General features: G+C 71.1%; 17 protein-coding genes. 16 read left to right on the top strand and 1 reads right to left on the bottom strand.

Features of this window, described 5'->3' with window-relative positions; translation table 11 throughout:
• Nucleotides 1-14 precede the first annotated feature (14 nt).
• From QTI20_RS12550 to mdoH, 13 genes are all read left to right on the top strand, one after another.
• A complete protein-coding gene (locus QTI20_RS12550) occupies nt 15-386 on the top strand; it encodes a dihydroneopterin aldolase (protein WP_286551271.1) in 372 nt (123 codons plus the stop codon).
• Nucleotides 383-1,300, top strand: a complete 918-nt coding sequence (gene ttcA, locus QTI20_RS12545; protein ID WP_286551269.1) for a tRNA 2-thiocytidine(32) synthetase TtcA — start codon at nt 383-385, stop codon at nt 1,298-1,300. Before QTI20_RS12550 ends, ttcA begins: the two co-directional genes overlap by 4 nt.
• Before the next feature lie 48 nt (nt 1,301-1,348).
• Nucleotides 1,349-1,996 (top strand): DUF4136 domain-containing protein, encoded by a 648-nt coding sequence (locus QTI20_RS12540; protein ID WP_503011395.1) that lies wholly within the window; start codon nt 1,349-1,351, stop codon nt 1,994-1,996.
• A 16-nt stretch (nt 1,997-2,012) separates the two neighbouring features.
• Nucleotides 2,013-2,624, top strand: coding sequence for a histidine phosphatase family protein (locus QTI20_RS12535; protein ID WP_286551267.1), 612 nt, complete (start codon nt 2,013-2,015; stop codon nt 2,622-2,624).
• 216 nt (nt 2,625-2,840) lie between these two features.
• On the top strand, nt 2,841-5,078 hold the full coding sequence (locus QTI20_RS12530; protein ID WP_286574209.1) for a non-ribosomal peptide synthetase: 2,238 nt from the start codon (nt 2,841-2,843) through the stop codon (nt 5,076-5,078).
• Nucleotides 5,078-5,812, top strand: coding sequence for a 4'-phosphopantetheinyl transferase family protein (locus tag QTI20_RS12525; RefSeq protein WP_286551265.1), 735 nt, complete (start codon nt 5,078-5,080; stop codon nt 5,810-5,812). The genes QTI20_RS12530 and QTI20_RS12525 overlap by 1 nt, the downstream gene beginning before the upstream one ends.
• Nucleotides 5,813-5,876: 64 nt before the next feature.
• Nucleotides 5,877-6,380, top strand: coding sequence for a hypothetical protein (locus QTI20_RS12520; protein WP_286551264.1), 504 nt, complete (start codon nt 5,877-5,879; stop codon nt 6,378-6,380).
• A gap of 103 nt (nt 6,381-6,483) precedes the next feature.
• Entirely contained in the window at nt 6,484-7,851 is a 1,368-nt protein-coding gene (gene miaB / locus QTI20_RS12515; RefSeq protein WP_286551263.1) for a tRNA (N6-isopentenyl adenosine(37)-C2)-methylthiotransferase MiaB, read from the top strand.
• Nucleotides 7,851-9,278, top strand: coding sequence for a sensor histidine kinase (locus QTI20_RS12510; protein WP_286551262.1), 1,428 nt, complete (start codon nt 7,851-7,853; stop codon nt 9,276-9,278). The genes miaB and QTI20_RS12510 overlap by 1 nt, the downstream gene beginning before the upstream one ends.
• 61 nt (nt 9,279-9,339) lie before the next feature.
• Nucleotides 9,340-10,002: a hypothetical protein gene (locus tag QTI20_RS12505; protein ID WP_286551261.1), complete on the top strand. Its 663-nt coding sequence runs from the start codon at nt 9,340-9,342 to the stop codon at nt 10,000-10,002.
• Complete coding sequence (locus tag QTI20_RS12500) at nt 9,999-11,426, top strand: sigma 54-interacting transcriptional regulator (RefSeq protein ID WP_286551260.1); 1,428 nt, start codon at nt 9,999-10,001, stop codon at nt 11,424-11,426. Before QTI20_RS12505 ends, QTI20_RS12500 begins: the two co-directional genes overlap by 4 nt.
• A 181-nt stretch (nt 11,427-11,607) precedes the next feature.
• The gene (locus tag QTI20_RS12495) at nt 11,608-11,811 is read left to right on the top strand and encodes a hypothetical protein (protein WP_183028243.1); all 204 of its coding nucleotides are present in this window, start codon (nt 11,608-11,610) and stop codon (nt 11,809-11,811) included.
• Nucleotides 11,812-11,818: 7 nt separating this feature from the next.
• Complete coding sequence (mdoH, locus tag QTI20_RS12490) at nt 11,819-13,834, top strand: glucans biosynthesis glucosyltransferase MdoH (protein WP_286551259.1); 2,016 nt, start codon at nt 11,819-11,821, stop codon at nt 13,832-13,834.
• Nucleotides 13,835-13,978: 144 nt separating this feature from the next.
• Here the strand turns inward: mdoH and ffh are convergent, their stop codons facing one another.
• A complete protein-coding gene (gene ffh / locus QTI20_RS12485; RefSeq protein ID WP_286551258.1) occupies nt 13,979-15,358 on the bottom strand; it encodes a signal recognition particle protein in 1,380 nt (459 codons plus the stop codon).
• A gap of 186 nt (nt 15,359-15,544) precedes the next feature.
• Here ffh and QTI20_RS12480 point away from each other — a divergent pair, with 186 nt between their 5' ends.
• The 3 genes from QTI20_RS12480 to QTI20_RS12470 are packed head-to-tail and all read left to right on the top strand — an operon-like array spanning nt 15,545 to nt 18,302.
• Complete coding sequence (locus QTI20_RS12480; RefSeq protein ID WP_183028246.1) at nt 15,545-16,357, top strand: cytochrome C assembly family protein; 813 nt, start codon at nt 15,545-15,547, stop codon at nt 16,355-16,357.
• Nucleotides 16,354-16,599 carry a PP0621 family protein gene (locus QTI20_RS12475; protein WP_183028247.1) on the top strand — a complete coding sequence of 82 codons (246 nt, stop codon included), beginning with the start codon at nt 16,354-16,356 and terminating at the stop codon, nt 16,597-16,599. Before QTI20_RS12480 ends, QTI20_RS12475 begins: the two co-directional genes overlap by 4 nt.
• Before the next feature lie 11 nt (nt 16,600-16,610).
• Nucleotides 16,611-18,302, top strand: coding sequence for a two-component system sensor histidine kinase NtrB (locus QTI20_RS12470; protein ID WP_286551256.1), 1,692 nt, complete (start codon nt 16,611-16,613; stop codon nt 18,300-18,302).
• The last annotated feature ends 2 nt before the right edge of the window (nt 18,303-18,304 follow it).

The raw sequence follows: 18,304 nt of genomic DNA, 5'->3' as shown, positions 1-18,304 counted from the left end.
ACCGGAAGCGGACCATGCTGACCAAGGGCACCCAGATCCTCACGCTGAACAAGCTGCGCTTCGACGCCAGCCTCGGCATCCTCGACCAGGAAATAGACACGCCGCAGAAGATCCAGGTCGACGCCGAGCTCAATCTCGGCAGCCAGCCGCTGCTGCCGGCCGACGACGACATCATGCATGTGCTGGACTACCGCAAGGTGCGGCGCATCATCATCGAGGAGTGCACCGCCGTGCACGTGAACCTGCTCGAGAGCCTGATCGGCAAGCTCGCGCACCGCCTGATGCAATTGCCCGGCGTGCTGGGCGTACGGGTCAAGATCGCCAAGCTGGAGATCTTCGACGACTGCGAAGTGGCGATTCGCGTGGAAACGGGGCAATGGTCATGAGCGCCATCTGGACGGAAGAAGAAGCAGGCACCGCCGCACCGGGCGAGCGTCTGAAGATCGAGCGCGAAACGCAGAAGCTCGAGAAGCGACTGTGCCGCCAGGTCGGCCAGGCCATCGTCGACTACAACATGATCGAGCCCGGCGACAAGGTCATGGTCTGCGTCTCGGGCGGCAAGGACAGCTACGCGCTGCTCGACATCCTGCTCAAGCTGCGGGCCCGCGCGCCGATCCACTTCGACATCGTGGCGGTCAACCTCGACCAGAAGCAGCCCGGCTTCCCGGAAGACGTGCTGCCGGCCTACCTCACGGCGCTGGGCGTGCCCTTCCACATCGAGGAGCAGGACACCTACAGCATCGTCAAGCGCGTGATCCCCGAGGGCCGCACCACCTGCGGCCTGTGCAGCCGGCTGCGCCGCGGCATCCTCTACCGCGTGGCGGACGAACTCGGCGCCACCAAGGTCGCGCTGGGCCACCACCGCGACGACATGCTGCAGACCTTCTTCCTCAACATGTTCTTCGCGGCCCGGCTCAAGTCGATGCCGCCCAAGCTGGTGAGCGACGACGGCAGGCACGTGGTGATCCGCCCGCTGGCCTACGTGGCCGAGAAGGACCTGATCCGCTGGGCCCGGCACCGCGAATTCCCGATCATTCCCTGCACCCTCTGCGGCAGCCAGGAGAACCTGCAGCGCAAGCAGGTGGGCGAGATGCTGCGCGAATGGGAGAAGAAGCACCCGGGCCGGATCGAGAACATGTTCGGCGCGCTGCAGCACATCGTGCCCTCGCACCTGCTCGACGGAACGTCTTTCGACTTCAAGGGTCTCAAGGCCACCGGGGTGCCCGATCCCGAAGGCGACAAGGCCTTCGACGCCCCCGAGTTCACGGCGCCCTCGCCGCTGCGCATTGTTCAGCTCTGATGCGCGCGACGGTGGCGTCGTTACCAGCCACCGTCCGGAGATCCTGACATGACGATCAAGCGAGTTTTGTCCGCCCTCGCGCTGCTGACCGCCCTCAGCGGCTGCGCCACCCGCTGGGTGGTGGACAGCGACGTGCAGAGCTTTTCCAACCTGCCGGCCGCCGACCTGAACGCCGGCGCCACCTACCGCTTCGAGCGGCTGCCCTCGCAACAGGACGGCGCGGGCGCGCGCGGTGCCGAGGCGCTCGAGGCCATGGCGACGCCGGCGCTCGAAGGCGCGGGCCTCAAGCGCGACGATGCATCGCCGCGCTACACCGCACAGATCGGCGCGCGCGTCACGCCCGTGCTGTCGCCCTGGGCCGACCCCTGGTTCTACCCGGGCTGGGGACCGGGGCCGCGCTACGGCTGGGGCCCGGGCTACGGTTATGGCTACGGCCGCGGCTGGTACGGCGGCGGCTGGTACGGCCCGGCCTTCGCGCCGCCGGCCAACCCCTGGTACCTGCGCGAGGTCAGCGTGGTGCTGCGCGAGCTGCCCTCGAACAAGGTGGTCTACGAGACCCGGGCCCGCAACGACGGCCCCTACAACCTCGATGCGGCCGTGCTGCCGGTGATGTTCCAGGCCGCGCTGCAGGGCTTCCCGACGCCGCCGCAGGGCGAGCGCCGGGTCGACATCGAAATCCCGCCGAAGTCCAAGTGACCCCGCCTTCGCGACCATGGATGTCACGCGCCTGATCGTCATCCGCCACGGCGAGACGGCCTGGAATGTGGACACCCGCATCCAGGGCCAGCTCGACATCGGCCTCAACGCCACCGGCCAGCGGCAGGCGCAGCAGCTGGGCCAGGCGCTGGCCGACGAGACCGTGGAAGCGGTCTATGCCAGCGACCTCGCGCGCGCCTGGGACACGGCCCGCGCCGTGGCCGGCCCGCTGGGCCTCGAGGTCGTTCCCGAACCCCGGCTGCGCGAACGCGCCTTCGGCGATTTCGAGGGCCGCACCTTCGCCGACATCGAGGCCAACTCGCCCGACGAGGCCCGGCGCTGGCGCACCCGCGATCCCGAGTTCGAACCCGAAGGCGGCGAGTCGCTGATCGCCTTCCGCCACCGCGTCACCAGCGTGGCCGCGGAGCTCTCGGCGCGCCACCCCGGCGCGCTGGTGGTGCTGGTGGCCCATGGCGGCGTGATGGACGTGCTCTACCGCGCCGCCACCGGCCAGGAACTGCAGGCGCCACGCACCTGGCACCTGGGCAATGCCGCCATCAACCGCCTGCTCTGGACGCCCCAAGGCTTCTCGCTGGTGGGCTGGGGCGACGTGCGCCACCTGAGCTGACGCCGCAGCGTCGCCCCTTGCGCCCTTCGGGGCGATCCGCCCTTCGAACGCGCGCGCGCCTTTTACCGCAACGGTCCACCAATCCGCGCGCCGCGCGTTGCCAGATGACTGTATCGTGCAGAAAAGCCTGGTTACACGAGTACTTTATGTTTACATTACAGTTAGACACACTGTGAGCGCCCTTCGGGGCCCGCTTTTCTTCACACCGCCCTATCGATGGCAAACGCCACACTGCCAGAGCCACTGCAGGCGTCCGACGCGCTGCTGGATTTGTTCGCCCGCGGCGAGCCGGGGCGCGACGGCGCGCGGCATGCGAGCGCATTGGCCCTGCCGGCCGCGCTGGTGGAGCGCACGCGGTCGCAGGCCGCCGAGCACGGCCGCCTGCCCGACACGGTGTACCTCGGGGCCTGGATCCTGGCCCTGTCGCGCTGGACCGGCGCGGCCGCCCCCGCGCTGACCGAATGGCCGCGCGGCCTGCGGCGCGCCATCGACTGCGGCAGCACGCTGGCCACGGGCGCCTGGCTGGCCGCCCTCGACGCCTCCCGCATGGCCGCCTCCGGCACCCTCAACGAGGCCCGCATGCCCATCCACGCCTGGGGCCTGGCCCCGCAGGGCGATGGCCATGGCCGCACGCCGCCCCTGCTGATCGGACTGGACAACGCCGACACGCCGCGCCTGTGGCTGGACCGCGAGGCCGGCCTGGTCGACGACGCCACCGCCGCGGAACTGCTCGAGGCGGTCGCGGCCATCACCGAACACCTCTCCGACGCGCCCGCCTGGCGCACGCTGGGCGACATCGCCTCGCTGTCGACACGGCAGCGCGCGCAGCAACTGAGCGACTGGAACCGGCCGACGCCGCCCTGCGATGCGACGCGCACCGTCGTCTCGCTGTTCGATGCCCAGGTCGCGGCCCGGCCCGATGCGATCGCGCTGGCCCGCGGCGACGAGGCCCTGAGCTACCGTGCGCTCGAGGCCCGCGCGTCCCGGCTGGCGACGCGGGTGCAGGCCGCGGGCGCGGCCCCGGGCGCCACCGTCGGCGTGCTGCTCGACCACTCGATGGCCTCGGTGGTCGCGCTGCTCGCGGTGCTCAAGGCCGGTGCCGCCTACCTGCCGCTGCAGGCCGGGCTGCCGCACGAACAGCTGGCCTTCCGGATGCACGACGCCGGTGCCCGGCTGCTGCTGGGCCCCGAGGGTTGGCCCCACCCGTTGCCGGCCGGCGTGAGCCTGCTGCACACCGGTGACGCCGAGGCGGCCGCGCCCTCCCCGACCCCCGTCGCGCTCGACGGCCATTCGCTGGCCTGCGTGCTCTACACCGCCGGCACGACCGGCGTGCCCAAGGGCACGGAGATCCTGCATCGCGCGATCCTGGCCGTGGGCCCGGGCGACCTCGGCTTCCAGCCCGGGGCGGTGGTGCTGCACGCCGCGCTGCCGGGAATGGACGTGTCGGCCGCCGAGATCTGGGGCCCGCTGCTCAACGGCGGCTGCTGCGTGGTGCACGACGAGGTCCAGCCCACCGCACGCGGCCTGGCCCGCACGATCGCCGGGCACGGCGTGAGCGCCGCATTCCTGCCGGGCACGGTGTTCAACCGGCTGATCGACGACGACCCGGCCTCGCTGCGCGGATTGCGGCAGCTGTTCGTGGGCGGCGAAGCGCTCTCGGTGCCGCACGTGCGGCGGGCCCTCGAGGCGCTGCCGGCGCTGCAGTTCGTGCACGCCTACGGCTCGGCCGAGTGCACGGCCATCGCCCTGAGCTACACGGCGCCGGCGCGGCTGCCGGCCGACACGGCCAGCCTGCCGATCGGCCATCCCATCGCCGACACCACGGCCTACATCACCGGCCCCACGCTCGACCTGCTGCCGGCCGGCCTGGTCGGCGAGCTGTGCCTGGGCGGGCGCGGCGTCGCGCGGGGCTACATCGGCCGCCCCACGCTCACCGCCGAGCGCTTCGTCGCCGACCCCTTCGCCGCCGAAGGCCGGCTCTACCGCACCGGCGACCGCGCGCGCCTGCGGCCCGACGGCGGCATCGAATTCAGGGGCCGGCAGCAGGACCCGGAGGCCGCAATCGAGCCGCCGCGCGCGGTGGCCGCGCCGCCCGCACCGCCCCGACAGCAGCAGCAACAACCGCGCCCGAGCAGCAGCAGTTCGCTGCAGAGCACGCGCCCCCTGCTGCAGCCCGAGCAGGCCCAGCTCGCGCAGCTCTGGGCCAGCGCGATCGGCCTCGACGTGAACGACATCCACAGCGGCGACAACTTCTTCGCGCTGGGCGGCCACTCGGTGCTGGCGATGCGGGTGATCCAGCAGGCCGAGGAACTGCTGGGCCTGCGCACCGAACCGAGCCGCTACCTGTCCGAGACCCTGGCGCAGCTGGCGGTGCATCCACGCCATGCCGCCGCGCAGACGCCCGTGCGCCGCCTGCTCGCCCGGCTGCGCGCGCTGCCCTTCTGGAAACGCTGATGCGGCTGATCGTCTCGTCCGTCGTGGCGTCCACCCCCGAGCCCTGCGAACTCTGGCGCTTCCCGCTGGACCAGTACCTGCCGGCCGCGGCCATCGCCACGCTCTCGCCTGACGAGATCGCGCGCGCGCGCCGCTTCGTCTTCGAGAAGGACCGGCACCACTTCATGGCGGCGCGGGCCGCGCTGCGCCAGCTGCTCGGGCAGCGCACCGGGCTGTCGCCCGCGGCGCTGCAGTTCACGGCCGGCCCCTTCGGCAAGCCGGCCCTGGCCGACGTCCCCGGACTGCACTTCAACCTGAGCCACAGCGGCGCGACCGGCGTGCTGGCGCTGTCGGAGCGCCTGGCCACGGGCATCGACGTCGAGCTGCTGCGGCCCATGCCCGACGCCCGCGCGCTGGCCGACGCCTACTTCGCGCCCGGCGAGCGCGCGGCGATCGCGGCCATCGGCGACGACGACGCCACCGTCCGCGACGCGGCCTTCCTGGGCTGCTGGACCCGCAAGGAGGCCTGTCTCAAGGCGGTGGGCATCGGCTTGCACCTGGCCACGGCCGGCTTCGAGGTCGGCACCCGGGCCGACGAGCGCACGGTCGAGATCGCCACCGCGGACGGCATCGAACGCGTCTGGCTGCAGCCGCTCGAACTCGGCGACGGCCTGGTCGCCTCGCTCGCGCTGCGCCGGGGGCACGGCGCGGCACCCGGCCGGCGCCCCGCGTCCGCCCTCGCCTCCTGCGGCTGAGCCGCACGGCGCAGCGGAGGTGCGCCGCTAAAATCGGGGGCTCCACAGCCTCTGGACAGATGCCATGAACCGCTGCCACCGCCCCACGCCGAAGCCCCCGCCCCTCTACGCCGCCCTGACCCTGGCGTGCGCGCTGGTGGCCGGCTTCGGTGCCGCGTCGCAGGCGTTCGCGCAGGACGACCTCGAAGGGCAGGTGCAGAACGAGGCCACCAAGGGCGGCCGCCACTTTCCGGAAGGCACCTTGCGCGGCAGGCTCACGGTGGTGGCCGCGCCCGAGATCCGCCTCGACGGCCAGCCCGATCGGCTGTCGCCCGGCGCGCGCATCCGCAGCGCCCAGAACATGGTGGTCACGACCGGCGCCATCACCGGCCAGAACCTGCTGGTCAACTACACCCGCGATGCCGCCGGGCTGGTGCGCGAGGTGTGGATCCTCACGCCGACCGAGGCCAGCGTCGCGCGCGCCTCGGTCGAACGACCCTTCCTGAACTTCTGGCCCTTCGTGGCGGCGAGCCAACCGCGCGACGACGGCAAGACGCCCTTCGACCAGTTGCCCAAGTTCGGCGAATAGCCTGGTCCCACGACGGCGCCCGACACGCCTTTTACTTCCTCTTTCCGCCCGCGCCACCGGCGCGCCGGCCGCTTTCCCCGATGGCCCGCCATCCCCCCACGCCATGAGCAAAAAAGTCTTTATCAAAACCTTCGGTTGCCAGATGAACGAGTACGACTCGGACAAGATGACCGACGTGCTGAACGCCGCGCAGGGCTACGAGCCCACGCAGGACATCGACCAGGCCGACCTGATCCTGTTCAACACCTGCTCGGTGCGCGAGAAGGCGCAGGAGAAGGTCTTCAGCGACCTGGGCCGCGTCAAGCACCTCAAGGCCAAGGGCGTGAAGATCGGCGTGGGAGGCTGCGTGGCCAGCCAGGAAGGCGCGGCCATCATCGCGCGCGCACCCTACGTCGACATCGTGTTCGGCCCGCAGACGCTGCACCGCCTGCCCGAGATGCTGGCCCAGCGCGAGACGCAGGGCAAGCCGCAGGTCGACATCAGCTTCCCCGAGATCGAGAAGTTCGACCACCTGCCGCCGGCGCGCGTCGAGGGCGTGACCGCCTTCGTCTCGATCATGGAGGGCTGCTCCAAGTACTGCAGCTACTGCGTGGTGCCCTACACCCGCGGCGAGGAGGTCAACCGCCCGCTCGACGACGTGCTGGTCGAGATCGCCGGCCTGGCCGACCAGGGCGTGCGCGAGATCACGCTGCTGGGCCAGAACGTGAACGCCTACCGCGGCACCATGGGCGGCACCTCGGAGATCGCCGACTTCGCGCTCCTGATCGAGTACGTGGCCGAGATCCCGGGCATCGAACGCATCCGCTACACCACCAGCCATCCCAACGAGTTCACGCCGCGGCTGATCGAGGCCTACGCCAAGGTGCCGCAGCTGGTGAGCCACCTGCACCTGCCGGTGCAGCACGGCAGCGACCGGATCCTGATGGCGATGAAGCGCGGCTACACGGCCATGGAATACAAGAGCACGGTGCGCAAGCTGCGCGCGATCCGGCCCGAGCTCGCGCTCAGCAGCGACTTCATCGTCGGCTTCCCCGGCGAGACCGACGAGGACTTCGCGAAGATGATGAAGCTGATCGTCGACCTCGACTTCGACGCCAGCTTCAGCTTCATCTTCAGCCCGCGTCCCGGCACGCCGGCCGCGGCCCTGCACGACGACACGCCGCACGAGGTCAAGCTGGCACGGCTGCACGGGCTGCAGGCCGTGATCGACCGCAACGTGAAGCGCTTCGGCACCGCGCTGGTCGGCACCACGCAGCGCGTGCTGGTCGAGGGCGCCTCGCGCCGCGACGCCAACGAGCTCATGGGCCGCACCGTCTGCAACCGGGTGGTGAACTTCGAGGGCGATGCCCGCCTGGTCGGCCAGCTGATCGACCTGGACATCACCCGCTCGCTGGCCTACACGCTGCGCGGCGAGGTGCCGACCCGCGAACGCGCGGGCACGGCGGCGGCCACGGCATCGCTGGCCCTCTGATGACGCCGCTGAAATCCGCCCGCGGCTCGTTCCAGCAGCTGCTGCTGTTCGCCTTTTTGCTGATCACCGCGCTGCTGGTGGGCGTCGCGCTGCGCTCGGTGTTCCAGTACGACGCGCTGATGACCCAGAGCCGCAACGCGGCCTCGCGCGCGCTCGCGCTCTCGGGCGCCGCCCAGTCGCTGGCCGAGCGCAGCGCCGCCATGGAGCGCGCCGGCCGCCAGTCGCTGGTGCTCAACGACGGCGTGCTGCGCCGGCGTTTCGAGGACGCGGCGCGCGATGCGCAGAACGTGCTGACCCGGCTGGCCGACAACGGCGTGCCGCGCAGCTCGATCGACGCCTGGCGCATGCAGCTCGACGCCATGGAGCGCCTGCTGGCCGGCCCGGCCGAGACCGCGCTGGCGCGCGAGAGCACGCTGGCGATGCAGTTCCGCGACCTGGATGCGGTGAACACCGACATCGCGCAGCAGGCCCAGACCCAGATCGAGGCGCAGAACACCGCCCTGTCGACCCGCATCGAGGACGCCCGCACCCGCCTGATGCGCCAGGTGCTGGCGGCCAGCGCGCTGGCGGTCACGCTGGCGCTGGCCTTCGGCGTCTGGCTCGCGCGGCCCTTCAAGCGGCTGGAGCGCGCGATCGTCGGCCTGGGCGAGAACCGGCTCGACGTGCCGATCGACATCCGCGGCCCGGCCGACGTGCGGCGCGTGTCGCAGCAGCTCGAATGGCTGCGGCTGCGGCTGACCGAGCTGGACGCCGACAAGGCACGCTTCCTGCGTCATGTGTCGCATGAACTCAAGACGCCGCTGGCCGCGCTGCGCGAAGGCATCTCGCTGCTGGAGGATGGCGTGACCGGCGCGCTCAACCCGGCGCAGCGCGAGGTCGCGCAGATCCTGCAGCAGAACGCGATCTCGCTGCAGGGCCAGATCGAGGCGCTGCTGCGCTTCAACGCGGCCGCCTTCGAGGCCCGCGACCTGCACCGCGAGCGCACCGCGCTGCTGCCGCTGATCGAGGAACAGGTCGAGGCGCAGCGCCTGCAATGGCAGGCCCACGGGCTGCAGGTGCGGGTCGAGGGCGAGCCGCTGTCGATCACGGTCGACCCGGCCAAGCTGGGCACCGCGGTGGCCAACCTGCTGTCGAACGCGATCCGCTTCTCGGCCAGCGGCGGCACCATCCAGGTCGAGGTCTCCAGCACCAGCGACACCGCCCGCATCGACATCGCGGACGCCGGGCCGGGCATCGCCGAGGGCGACCGCGACCGGATCTTCGAGCCCTTCTACCGCGGCGAACGCCAGCCCGAGCACACGGTGAAAGGCACCGGTATCGGCTTGTCGATCGTGCAGGAGTACATTGGTGCCCATGGCGGCCGCATCGCCTTGCTGCCGGGCGGGCCCGGCGCGCGCTTCCGCATCGAGCTGCCCCGCTCCGTCTGAGCCGCCCCCGCCCCTCGCTTTTTTCCCAGAACACAAGCCCGCACCCCGCGTTTTCCGAACCATGTCTTTTTCGTTCGTCCGCCGCGCTGCCCTGACCTCGGCGATCTGCTCGTCGATGGCCCTGGCGGCCTGCGTCACGCCGCCGCGCGCGATCCCTCCCGCCCCGCCCGCGCCGGCCCCGGCACCCGCACCGGTGGTCCAGGTGAGGCCGGTCGAGGCCGAGCCCGTCGCCCCCGCCACCCAGCCGGCCCTGGCCTTCACGCCGCGCGGCACGCCGCCCGTCGACGCCATGCTGGCCTATGCCGACAAGCTGCGCCCGCTGGGCACGCCCGAACTCGCGACCGAGATCGCGCGCCTGGGCGACCCGGGCGACGCCCCCGCGGTGCAGATGCAGCTGGCGCTGGTGCTGGCCCAGACCCGGGTGCCGGCCGACCTGGCCCGCTCGCTCGGCCTGCTGCAGCGCGTGATCGCCAACCCCACCGCCGACGCGCAGCCGCTGCAGCCGCTGGCGCGCGTGCTGGCGGCCCGCTACCTGGAACAGCGCAAGGTCGAGGACGAGCGCGACCGCCAGGCCCAGCAGGCGCGCGACGCGCAGCGCCGCATCGACCAGCTCAACGACCGCATCGAGGCGCTGCGCGCCATCGAGCGCAGCTTCGCGCGGCCCGCCAGCGCGCCGGCGCCGCACACCAACGGCGGCAAGCCCGCCACCGCCCCCGCACCATGAGCGAATCCAAGCCGACCGACGTGCACGCCAAGGGCGCCCGCCTGCTGGTGGTCGACGACGACCCCGACCTGCTGCGCCTGCTCTCGATGCGGCTGAACTCCGCCGGCTACCAGGTGACCGCGGTGACCTCGGCCGAATCGGCGCTCACCCAGCTCGAGATCGAGCATCCGCAGCTGGTGCTCAGCGACGTGCGGCTGCCCGGGCGCGACGGGCTCGCGCTGTTCGACGAGATCCGCAAGCACCACCCGACGCTGCCGGTGATCCTGCTGACCGCGCACGGCACCATCCCCGACGCGGTCGAGGCCACGGCCCGCGGCGTGTTCACCTACCTGACCAAGCCCTACGACGCGCGCGAGCTGCTCGAGAAGATCAGCCAGGCGCTGGCGCTGGGCGCGCCCTCGACCGCGCCCAGCAGCGGCGGCGACGAAAGCTGGCGCTCCGAGATCGTGAGCCGCAGCAGCCGCATGGCCGAGGTGCTGGCCGAGGCCCGCATGATCGCCAAGTCCGACGCCAGCGTGCTGCTGCGCGGCGACAGCGGCGCGGGCAAGGAAGTGCTCGCGCGCGCCATCCACAAGGCCAGCGCGCGCGCCGACAAGCCCTTCGTGGCGGTCAACTGCGGCGCCATCCCCGAGGCCCTGCTCGAGTCCGAGCTGTTCGGCCACATGAAGGGCGCCTTCACCGACGCCCACGCCAACCACAAGGGCCTGTTCCAGCAGGCCGACGGCGGCACGCTGCTGCTCGACGAGATCGGCGACATGCCGCCCGCGCTGCAGGTCAAGCTGCTGCGCGTGCTGCAGGAGCACGCGGTGCGGCCGGTTGGCGCGGCCCAGTCGATCGCGGTCGACGTGCGCATCGTCTCGGCCACCCACCGCGACCTCGACGCGGCCATGGAGGCCGGCCAGTTCCGCGAAGACCTCTACTACCGCCTGAACGTGGTGACGCTCACGCTGCCGCCGCTGTCGGCGCGGCGCGAGGACATCCCGCTCTTGGCCAACCACTTCCTGCAGCGCCTGTCGACCAAGTACGGCAAGCGGCTGTCGGGCTTCGCGCCCGAGGCGCTCAAGGCGCTGACCACCGCCTCCTGGCCCGGCAACGTGCGCCAGCTGTTCAACGTGGTCGAGCAGGTCTGCGCGCTCTCGAGTTCGCCGCTGATCCCGCTGGCGCTGGTGCAGCGCGCGCTGCGCGTGCCCAGCGTGGAAGTGCAGACCTATGCCGACGCCAAGCAGCGCTTCGAGCGCGACTACCTGGTGGGCCTGCTCAAGCTGACCGACGGCAACGTGGCCGACGCCGCGCGCCTGGCCGACCGCAACCGCACCGAGTTCTACCGCCTGCTGCAGAAGCACGAACTCACGCCCGGCCACTTCAAGGCCGACACGCCGCCGGTCGGGGGCGCCGAGCCTGTCGCTGACGAGCGACGCAAGTAAGTCGTTGATTTTGCTGGACTTTGTCCCAGCACCCCGCCCGGCTGTCGGGGTTTGGCGACAAATTGAGGGCTTTTCGGGCCTTCCAGCCCCCCAAACGCCGGCCCAAACCGGTCGGGCGCGCATAAGTCGCTGATTCCAATGGGTTTTTCCATGCTGGCACGGGCCTTGCCCCTGTAGACGCATGACAGCCCTCTCCAGCCCCTCTTTTGCACTGCGCCCGCAGCGTGACAGCCTGCGTTCCAAGCAGTCTTCCCTCTCGCGCAGCCGTGCCGCCGGTGTTTCGACGCCGGGTTACGACGGCCTGGGTGGTACCGCTGCCGACAGCGTCTTCAAGCGCTTTCCGGCAATTGGCGACACGCCTTCCCTTTCCAAGCAACGTGGGTGAGCCGCACATGAAGCCCAACGATTTCTCCCAATTGAACGTCCTGGCCCACGAAGCCGAGCTGCGCCAGCGCAGCACGCTGCGCGAAGACCGCCACCCGAACGCCGTGACCGCCCCGCCGGTCAACCGCGGCTCGATGGCGCCGCGTCCGTGGCGCGGTTTCTGGAACAGCATCGGCACCGCCATGCTGGTCAAGCTCGGCGCCGGCGGCACCACCGCCCGCGAGCAGGCCAAGGAACTCGGCCCCGAACAACCCTGGCAGCGCGCCGCCAAGCAGCGCCGCCTGGCCTTCATGCTGCTGGCCCTGTTCAGCACCGCGATCGCCTCGACCCTGTTCGCCGGCGTCCAGCCCGACTACGACAACGTCTGGCTCGAATACGGCCAGATCGGCCTCTACGGCCTGCTGTCGGGCTGGGTCGTGACCGGCTTCGTGACCGCGCTCATGGGCTTCTACGTCTCGGTGCGCGGCGACAAGCACGCGCTCTCGGCCAAGCAGGTAGTGGACCATCCGATGAACCCGGAAGCCCGCACCGCGATCATCATGCCGATCTGCAACGAGGACGTGGCCACGGTGTTCGCCGGCCTGCGCGCCACCTGCGAATCGGTGGCCGCCACCGGCCACGCCAAGCAGTTCGACGTGTTCGTGCTGTCCGACAGCTACACCCCCGAGACCGCCGCCGCCGAGCGCGCCGCCTGGGAAGACCTGCGCGCCGCGCTGGCCGAAAGCCCGAACCAGCCGCAGGTCGAGGTCTACTACCGCCTGCGCACCCGCCGCACGCACCGCAAGGCCGGCAACGTGGCCGACTTCTGCCGCCGCTGGGGCAAGGACTACCGCTACATGGTCGTGCTCGACGCCGATTCGGTGATGAGCGGCGACTGCCTGACCTCGATGGTCAAGCTCATGGAAGCCAACCCGACCGCCGGCATCATCCAGACCGCGACGCAGGCCATTGGCCACGTCACGCTGCATGCACGTGCCCAACAATTCGCCTCCCGCGTGACGGGCCGCCTGTTCACGCTGGGCATGCAGTTCTGGCAACTGGGCGAATCGCATTACTGGGGCCACAACGCGATCATCCGCGTCAAGCCCTTCATGGACCACTGCGCGCTGGCGCCGATCGAAGGCACCGGCGGCATGTCGGGCGGCATCATGTCGCACGACTTCGTCGAAGCCGCGCTGATGCGCCGTGCCGGCTACCACGTATGGCTGGTGTCCGACCTGGTCGGCAGCTACGAGCAGCAACCGCCGGACCTGCTGTCCGAACTGCAGCGTGACCGCCGCTGGTGCCAGGGCAACCTGCAGAACGCCCGCCTGATGGCCGAGCCCGGCATCCACCCGGTGCACCGCGCGATGTTCGTGACCGGCACCATGGCCTATGTCTCGGCCCCGCTGTGGCTGGCCTTCCTGACGCTGGGCACGGCCCTGTGGCTCAGCGGCTCGAGCATCGTGTCGAGCTGGAACGTGCTGCCCATGGAACTGGCCGGCCTGTGGATCTGGACCCTGGCCCTGCTGTTCCTGCCGCGCCTGCTGGGCATCGCCGCCGTGCTGATGCGCGGCGAGCAACGCCAGTACGGCGGCGTCTGGGGCCTGGCCAAGAGCTCGATGCTCGAGAGCGGCCTGGCGATCGTGCAGGCACCGGTCCGGATGCTGGCCCACTCGCTGTTCGTGCTGGTCGCCCTCACCGGCGTCAAGCTCAACTGGAAGTCGCCCCCGCGTGAAGCCGCCGCCGTGCCGTGGCGCATCGCCTTCTCGCAGCTGGCACCGATGACCGCGATCATCGCCCTGCTGGCCGTCGGCATCGCGCTGATCGACCCGAGCGCGCTGATCTGGCTGATGCCCGTGGGCCTGCCGCTGCTGCTGGCGATACCGCTGACCGTGCTGACCAGCCAGATCGCGCTGGGCACGACGCTGCGCGACCGCGGCTTCCTGCTGATCCCCGAGGAATCGCGTTCGCCCGCCGTGCTGCGCCGCGCCTGGATGCATGCGATCCGCCTGGCGCGTCCGGCGGCGCTGGCCACCGCCTGAGCGTCCCGCCTCCGCGACACGAAGCCGACCTCCGGGTCGGCTTTTTTCATGGTGCCGAGGAAGGCCCCCATTGCGCCAGCGCAAACGAAGAAGCCCGCCGGAGCAGACCCCGGCGGGCTTCGATCGTTGGGAAAGTGCGCTTTCTCAGAAGGGCAGCTTGGGACCGCCCGGGCCGCCCATTCCCTTCATGCCGCCCATCTTCTTCATCATCTTCATCAGGCCGCCGCCCTTCATCTTCTTCATCATCCCCTGCATCTGCTCGAACTCGTTGAGCAGGCGGTTGACTTCCTGCACCTGCACGCCCGCACCGGCCGCGATGCGGCGCTTGCGCGTGGCCTTGAGCAGCTCGGGCTTGCGGCGCTCCAGCGGCGTCATGCTCTGGATGATCCCTTCCTTGCGCCGGATGTCGCGCTCGGCGCGGGTCATGTCGGCCTCGGTGGCCTTGGCCGCCATCTGCTGCGGCAGCTTGTCCATGATGCTGGAGAGCCCGCCCATCTGCTTCATCTGCTGCAGCTGCGACAGGAAGTCGTTGAGGTCGAAGCCAGCGCCGCTCTTGACCTTGGCCGCGAGCTTCTGCGCCGCCGCCACGTCGACGCCGGCCGTGACCTGCTCGACCAGCGCGACGATGTCGCCCATGCCCAGGATCCGGCCCGCATGGCGTTCGGCGTCGAACACCTCGAGGCCGTCGATCTTCTCGCTGGTGCCGGCGAACTTGATCGGCACGCCCGTGACCTGCCGCACCGACAGCGCCGCGCCGCCGCGCGAATCGCCGTCGGTCTTGGTCAGGATGATGCCGGTCAGCGGCAGCGCGTCCTTGAAAGCCTTGGCGGTGTTGATCGCGTCCTGGCCCTGCATCGCGTCGACCACGAACAAGGTCTCGACCGGCTTCAGTTCGGCGTGGAGCTCCTTGATCTCCTTCATCAGCACCTCGTCGATCGCCAGCCGGCCGGCCGTGTCGACCAGCAGCACGTCGAAGAAGTGGCGGCGCGCATGGTCGATGGCGGCGCGCGCGATGTCGATGGGCTTCTGGTCGGCGGTGCTCGGGAACCACTCGGCCCCGGCCTGCTTCGTGACCGTCTTGAGCTGCTCGATGGCGGCCGGCCGGTAGACGTCGCCCGAGACCGTGAGCACCTTCTTCTTGCGCTTCTCGATCAGGTGCTTGGCGAGCTTGGCGGTGGTGGTCGTCTTGCCCGCGCCCTGCAGGCCGGCCATCAGGATCACCGCCGGTGGCTGGGCCGCGAGATTGATGTCGGACACGCCCTCGCCCATGGTGGCGGCGAGTTCGCGGTTGACGATGCCGACCAGCGCCTGGCCCGGCTTGAGCGAGCCCAGCACCTCCTGGCCCAGCGCCTTTTCCTTCACGCGGGCGACGAAGTCGCGCACCACGGGCAGCGCCACGTCGGCCTCGAGCAGCGCCATGCGCACCTCGCGCAGCATGTCCTGCACGTTGCTCTCGGTGATGCGCGCCTGGCCGCTCATCGTCTTGACGAGGCGGGAGAATTTTTCGGAAAGGGCGGTGGCCATGAAGGAAAGTACCTGGTTCTCCGCTCGCGGCGAAGCTGTGAAAAGTCGTGACCCGAAGCCCGGTCGCGGCCGCTCCCCTGCACCAACGATCGCGGATGCGGCCGGGCCGCTCCGCATCATGGGCCCTGTGTAGGGGCTGGCGCGGCGTCACGCAGAACGGACGCCTGGGGGAGATAAACTGACCCCATGATTTTAGCGATCCCCTCCCCACTCGGCGTGGCGCTGGGCATCGCAACCGCCGCCGCCTACGGGCTGACGGCGGCCGCTGCCTCCCGGCTCAACCGCCAGGCCACCCAATCCGCGCTCGGGCTGGCGTGGCTGCTGCATGGCCTGGCACTGGCCGTCGGCCTGGTCAGCGCCGTGCCGCGCTTCGGCTTCGCGCCCGCGCTGTCGGTCATGGCCTGGCTGGTGCTCACCGTGTACGCGGTCGAGAGCCGCATGTTCCCGCAGCTCACGGTGCGCCGCGTGCTGGCCGCGCTGGGCGCGGTGGTGGTGCTGCTGGCGGTGCTGTTCCCCGGCACGCCGCTGCATGTGGCGGCCTCGCCCTGGCTGCCGCTGCACCTGGCGCTGGGCATCGCCTCCTACGGCCTGTTCGGCGCGGCCGTGGTGCATGCCTGGCTCACGACCCGCGCCGAGAAGCAGATCCGCATGGCCACCGCGCCGCAGGCCGAGGTGCCGCTGCTGACGCTCGAACGCCTGACCTTCCGCTTCGTGACCGCGGGCTTCGTGCTGCTGTCGGCCACCTTGCTGGCCGGCCTGCTGTTCAGCGAGACGCTCTACGGCGCGGTCGGCCGCGCCTGGAAGTGGGACCACAAGTCGACCTTCTCGGTGCTGGCCTGGCTCACCTTCGCGGTGCTGCTGGTCGGCCGCGCGCGCTTCGGCTGGCGCGGCCGCACCGCGCGCCGCGTGCTCTATGCCGGCGCCGCGCTGCTGCTGCTGGCCTACGTGGGCTCGCGCTTCGTGCTCGAGGTGCTGCTGAACCGGGGAGCCATCGCATGAAGTACCTGCTGGTGCTGCTGGTCGTCGCGATCGGCATCTGGGCCTGGCGGCAAGGCCGGCGCGAGGAGATGCGCGAGAAGCGCGCCGCCGCGCCCAAGAAGCCGGCCGCACCGGCCGTCGGACCGCCGCAGGCCATGGTGCGCTGCGCGCATTGCGGGCTGCACCTGCCCGCCACCGATGCGCTGCCGGGCCCGGGCGGGGTCTACTGCAGCGTCGACCACCGCCGCGCCGGCGCCGGCTGACCCGCGGCGCGATGGCCCCCTTCATCTGGTCCCGCGGCGAGCCTGCGACCGATTGGGCCGAGCTCGAACCGCTGGCCGACCGCGACACCGCGCTGCATCGGCTGTGGCGCGGCTTCATGACCGCGCGCTGCTTCGTCGCGATGGTGCTGCTGCTGCTGCAGCTGCTGGCCTACGCGCTCAGCCAGACGGTGCACACGGTGGCCACGCTGATCTCGGCCGGCTACCTGGTCGCGACGCTGCTGAGCGCGCGCTTCGCGCCTTTCCACCTGCCACTGCGCAGCTTCGGCATCGCCTGGGGCACGACCATCGCGATCGACCTGGCCGCCTTCACCGCGCTGCAGCTGCTGCAGATCGGCAGCATCAACTACACGCCGCTGTTCGCGCTGCCGGTGCTGATGGGCGCCGTGCTGGGCACGCTGATGGTGGGGCTGGGCACCACCGCCGCGGTCACCTTGCTGCTGTTGGCCGATGCCGGCTGGCGCTGGCTCGACATGAGCGGCGACGTCAGTCCGCGTTTCGTGCAGGCCGCGCTGACCGGCACCGGCCTGTTCGTGGTGGCGCTGCTGGCCAACGAGCTGTCGCGCCGGCTGGCGCGCGAGGTCACGCTGGCGCAGCGCGGGCGCAGCGCCGCCCAGATGCACGCCCAGGTCAACGACCTGGTGATCGAGACCCTCAGCGAAGGTGTGCTGGTGATCGGTGCCGACGGCCGGGTGCACGCGGCCAATCCGGCCGCCGACGCGATCCTCGGCCAGGGCCTGGCCTCGATGGTGCTGCCCTTCACGCTGGGCACGCAGCCCGCCTGGCGGCCGCTCGCGGCGGTGGCCGAACAGACCTTCAGCCGGCAGGCCGCGCAGATGCGCGAACTGCCGGTGGCCCAGGCCCAGGGCGCGGCGCGCGAGGTGCGCGTGCGCACCCGCCTGACACCCGCCACCGAAGGCCGCGCCGACGGCCTCTGCGTGATGTTCCTGCAGGACCTGCGCGAGCTCGAGGCCCGCATCCGCACCGAGAAACTGGCGGCCATGGGCCGCATGTCGGCGGCGGTGGCGCACGAGATCCGCAATCCGCTGGCCGCCATCACCCAGGCCGGCGCCCTGCTCAGCGAGGACCTGACCGACCCCGCGCACCGCCGCCTGATCGCGATGGTCGAGCAGAACGCGCAACGGCTCTCGCGCATCGTCGACGACGTGCTCGACGTCGCGCGCGTGCGCCAGCAGCGCGTGCTGCCGCTCGGCGAGCAGTTCGCGCTCGACCCGACGGTGCGCACCATCGCCGAGGAATGGGTGCGCCAGACCCGGCGCCACGGCGTGCTGCTGATGCTCGAGGCCGGCGGCAGCGACGTGAGCTTCGACATCGAGCACCTGCGCCGCATCCTGGTGAACCTGCTCGACAACGCGGCGCGCTACGCGGGCGAGCGCGAAGGCTCGATCCAGCTGACCACCCGGCGCAACGCCAAGGGCCGCGCCGGCCTGCAGGTCTGGAGCGACGGCGCCCCGCTGGAGCCGGCCGTGCAGCGCCACCTGTTCGAACCCTTCTTCTCGTCCGAGAGCCGCTCGAGCGGCCTCGGCCTCTTCCTCTGCCGCGAGCTCTGCGAACGCCACGGCGCCACCATCGGCTACGAGCGGCGCGCCGTCTCGCCGACCGGGCCGGAGGGCAATGCCTTCTTCGTGAGCTTCGCGCCAGCCGAAGGGCGACTGACACAATAGCC

The sequence above is a fragment of the Variovorax sp. J2P1-31 genome (assembly GCF_030317215.1).
GTDB lineage: Bacteria > Pseudomonadota > Gammaproteobacteria > Burkholderiales > Burkholderiaceae_C > Variovorax.
Note: the sequence above shows the minus strand (reverse complement) of the source record. Positions and strands in the feature narration are given on the sequence as shown.

Bases quoted from the DNA above. Each gene is read 5' to 3' on its own strand.
- QTI20_RS12550 (WP_286551271.1), top strand. From the start codon at position 15: ATGCTGACCAAGGGCACCCAGATCCTCACGCTGAACAAGCTGCGCTTC.
- ttcA (WP_286551269.1), top strand. From the start codon at position 383: ATGAGCGCCATCTGGACGGAAGAAGAAGCAGGCACCGCCGCACCGGGC.
- QTI20_RS12540 (WP_503011395.1), top strand. From the start codon at position 1,349: ATGACGATCAAGCGAGTTTTGTCCGCCCTCGCGCTGCTGACCGCCCTC.
- QTI20_RS12535 (WP_286551267.1), top strand. From the start codon at position 2,013: ATGGATGTCACGCGCCTGATCGTCATCCGCCACGGCGAGACGGCCTGG.
- QTI20_RS12530 (WP_286574209.1), top strand. From the start codon at position 2,841: ATGGCAAACGCCACACTGCCAGAGCCACTGCAGGCGTCCGACGCGCTG.
- QTI20_RS12525 (WP_286551265.1), top strand. From the start codon at position 5,078: ATGCGGCTGATCGTCTCGTCCGTCGTGGCGTCCACCCCCGAGCCCTGC.
- QTI20_RS12520 (WP_286551264.1), top strand. From the start codon at position 5,877: ATGAACCGCTGCCACCGCCCCACGCCGAAGCCCCCGCCCCTCTACGCC.
- miaB (WP_286551263.1), top strand. From the start codon at position 6,484: ATGAGCAAAAAAGTCTTTATCAAAACCTTCGGTTGCCAGATGAACGAG.
- QTI20_RS12510 (WP_286551262.1), top strand. From the start codon at position 7,851: ATGACGCCGCTGAAATCCGCCCGCGGCTCGTTCCAGCAGCTGCTGCTG.
- QTI20_RS12505 (WP_286551261.1), top strand. From the start codon at position 9,340: ATGTCTTTTTCGTTCGTCCGCCGCGCTGCCCTGACCTCGGCGATCTGC.
- QTI20_RS12500 (WP_286551260.1), top strand. From the start codon at position 9,999: ATGAGCGAATCCAAGCCGACCGACGTGCACGCCAAGGGCGCCCGCCTG.
- QTI20_RS12495 (WP_183028243.1), top strand. From the start codon at position 11,608: ATGACAGCCCTCTCCAGCCCCTCTTTTGCACTGCGCCCGCAGCGTGAC.
- mdoH (WP_286551259.1), top strand. From the start codon at position 11,819: ATGAAGCCCAACGATTTCTCCCAATTGAACGTCCTGGCCCACGAAGCC.
- ffh (WP_286551258.1), bottom strand. From the start codon at position 15,358: ATGGCCACCGCCCTTTCCGAAAAATTCTCCCGCCTCGTCAAGACGATG.
- QTI20_RS12480 (WP_183028246.1), top strand. From the start codon at position 15,545: ATGATTTTAGCGATCCCCTCCCCACTCGGCGTGGCGCTGGGCATCGCA.
- QTI20_RS12475 (WP_183028247.1), top strand. From the start codon at position 16,354: ATGAAGTACCTGCTGGTGCTGCTGGTCGTCGCGATCGGCATCTGGGCC.
- QTI20_RS12470 (WP_286551256.1), top strand. From the start codon at position 16,611: ATGGCCCCCTTCATCTGGTCCCGCGGCGAGCCTGCGACCGATTGGGCC.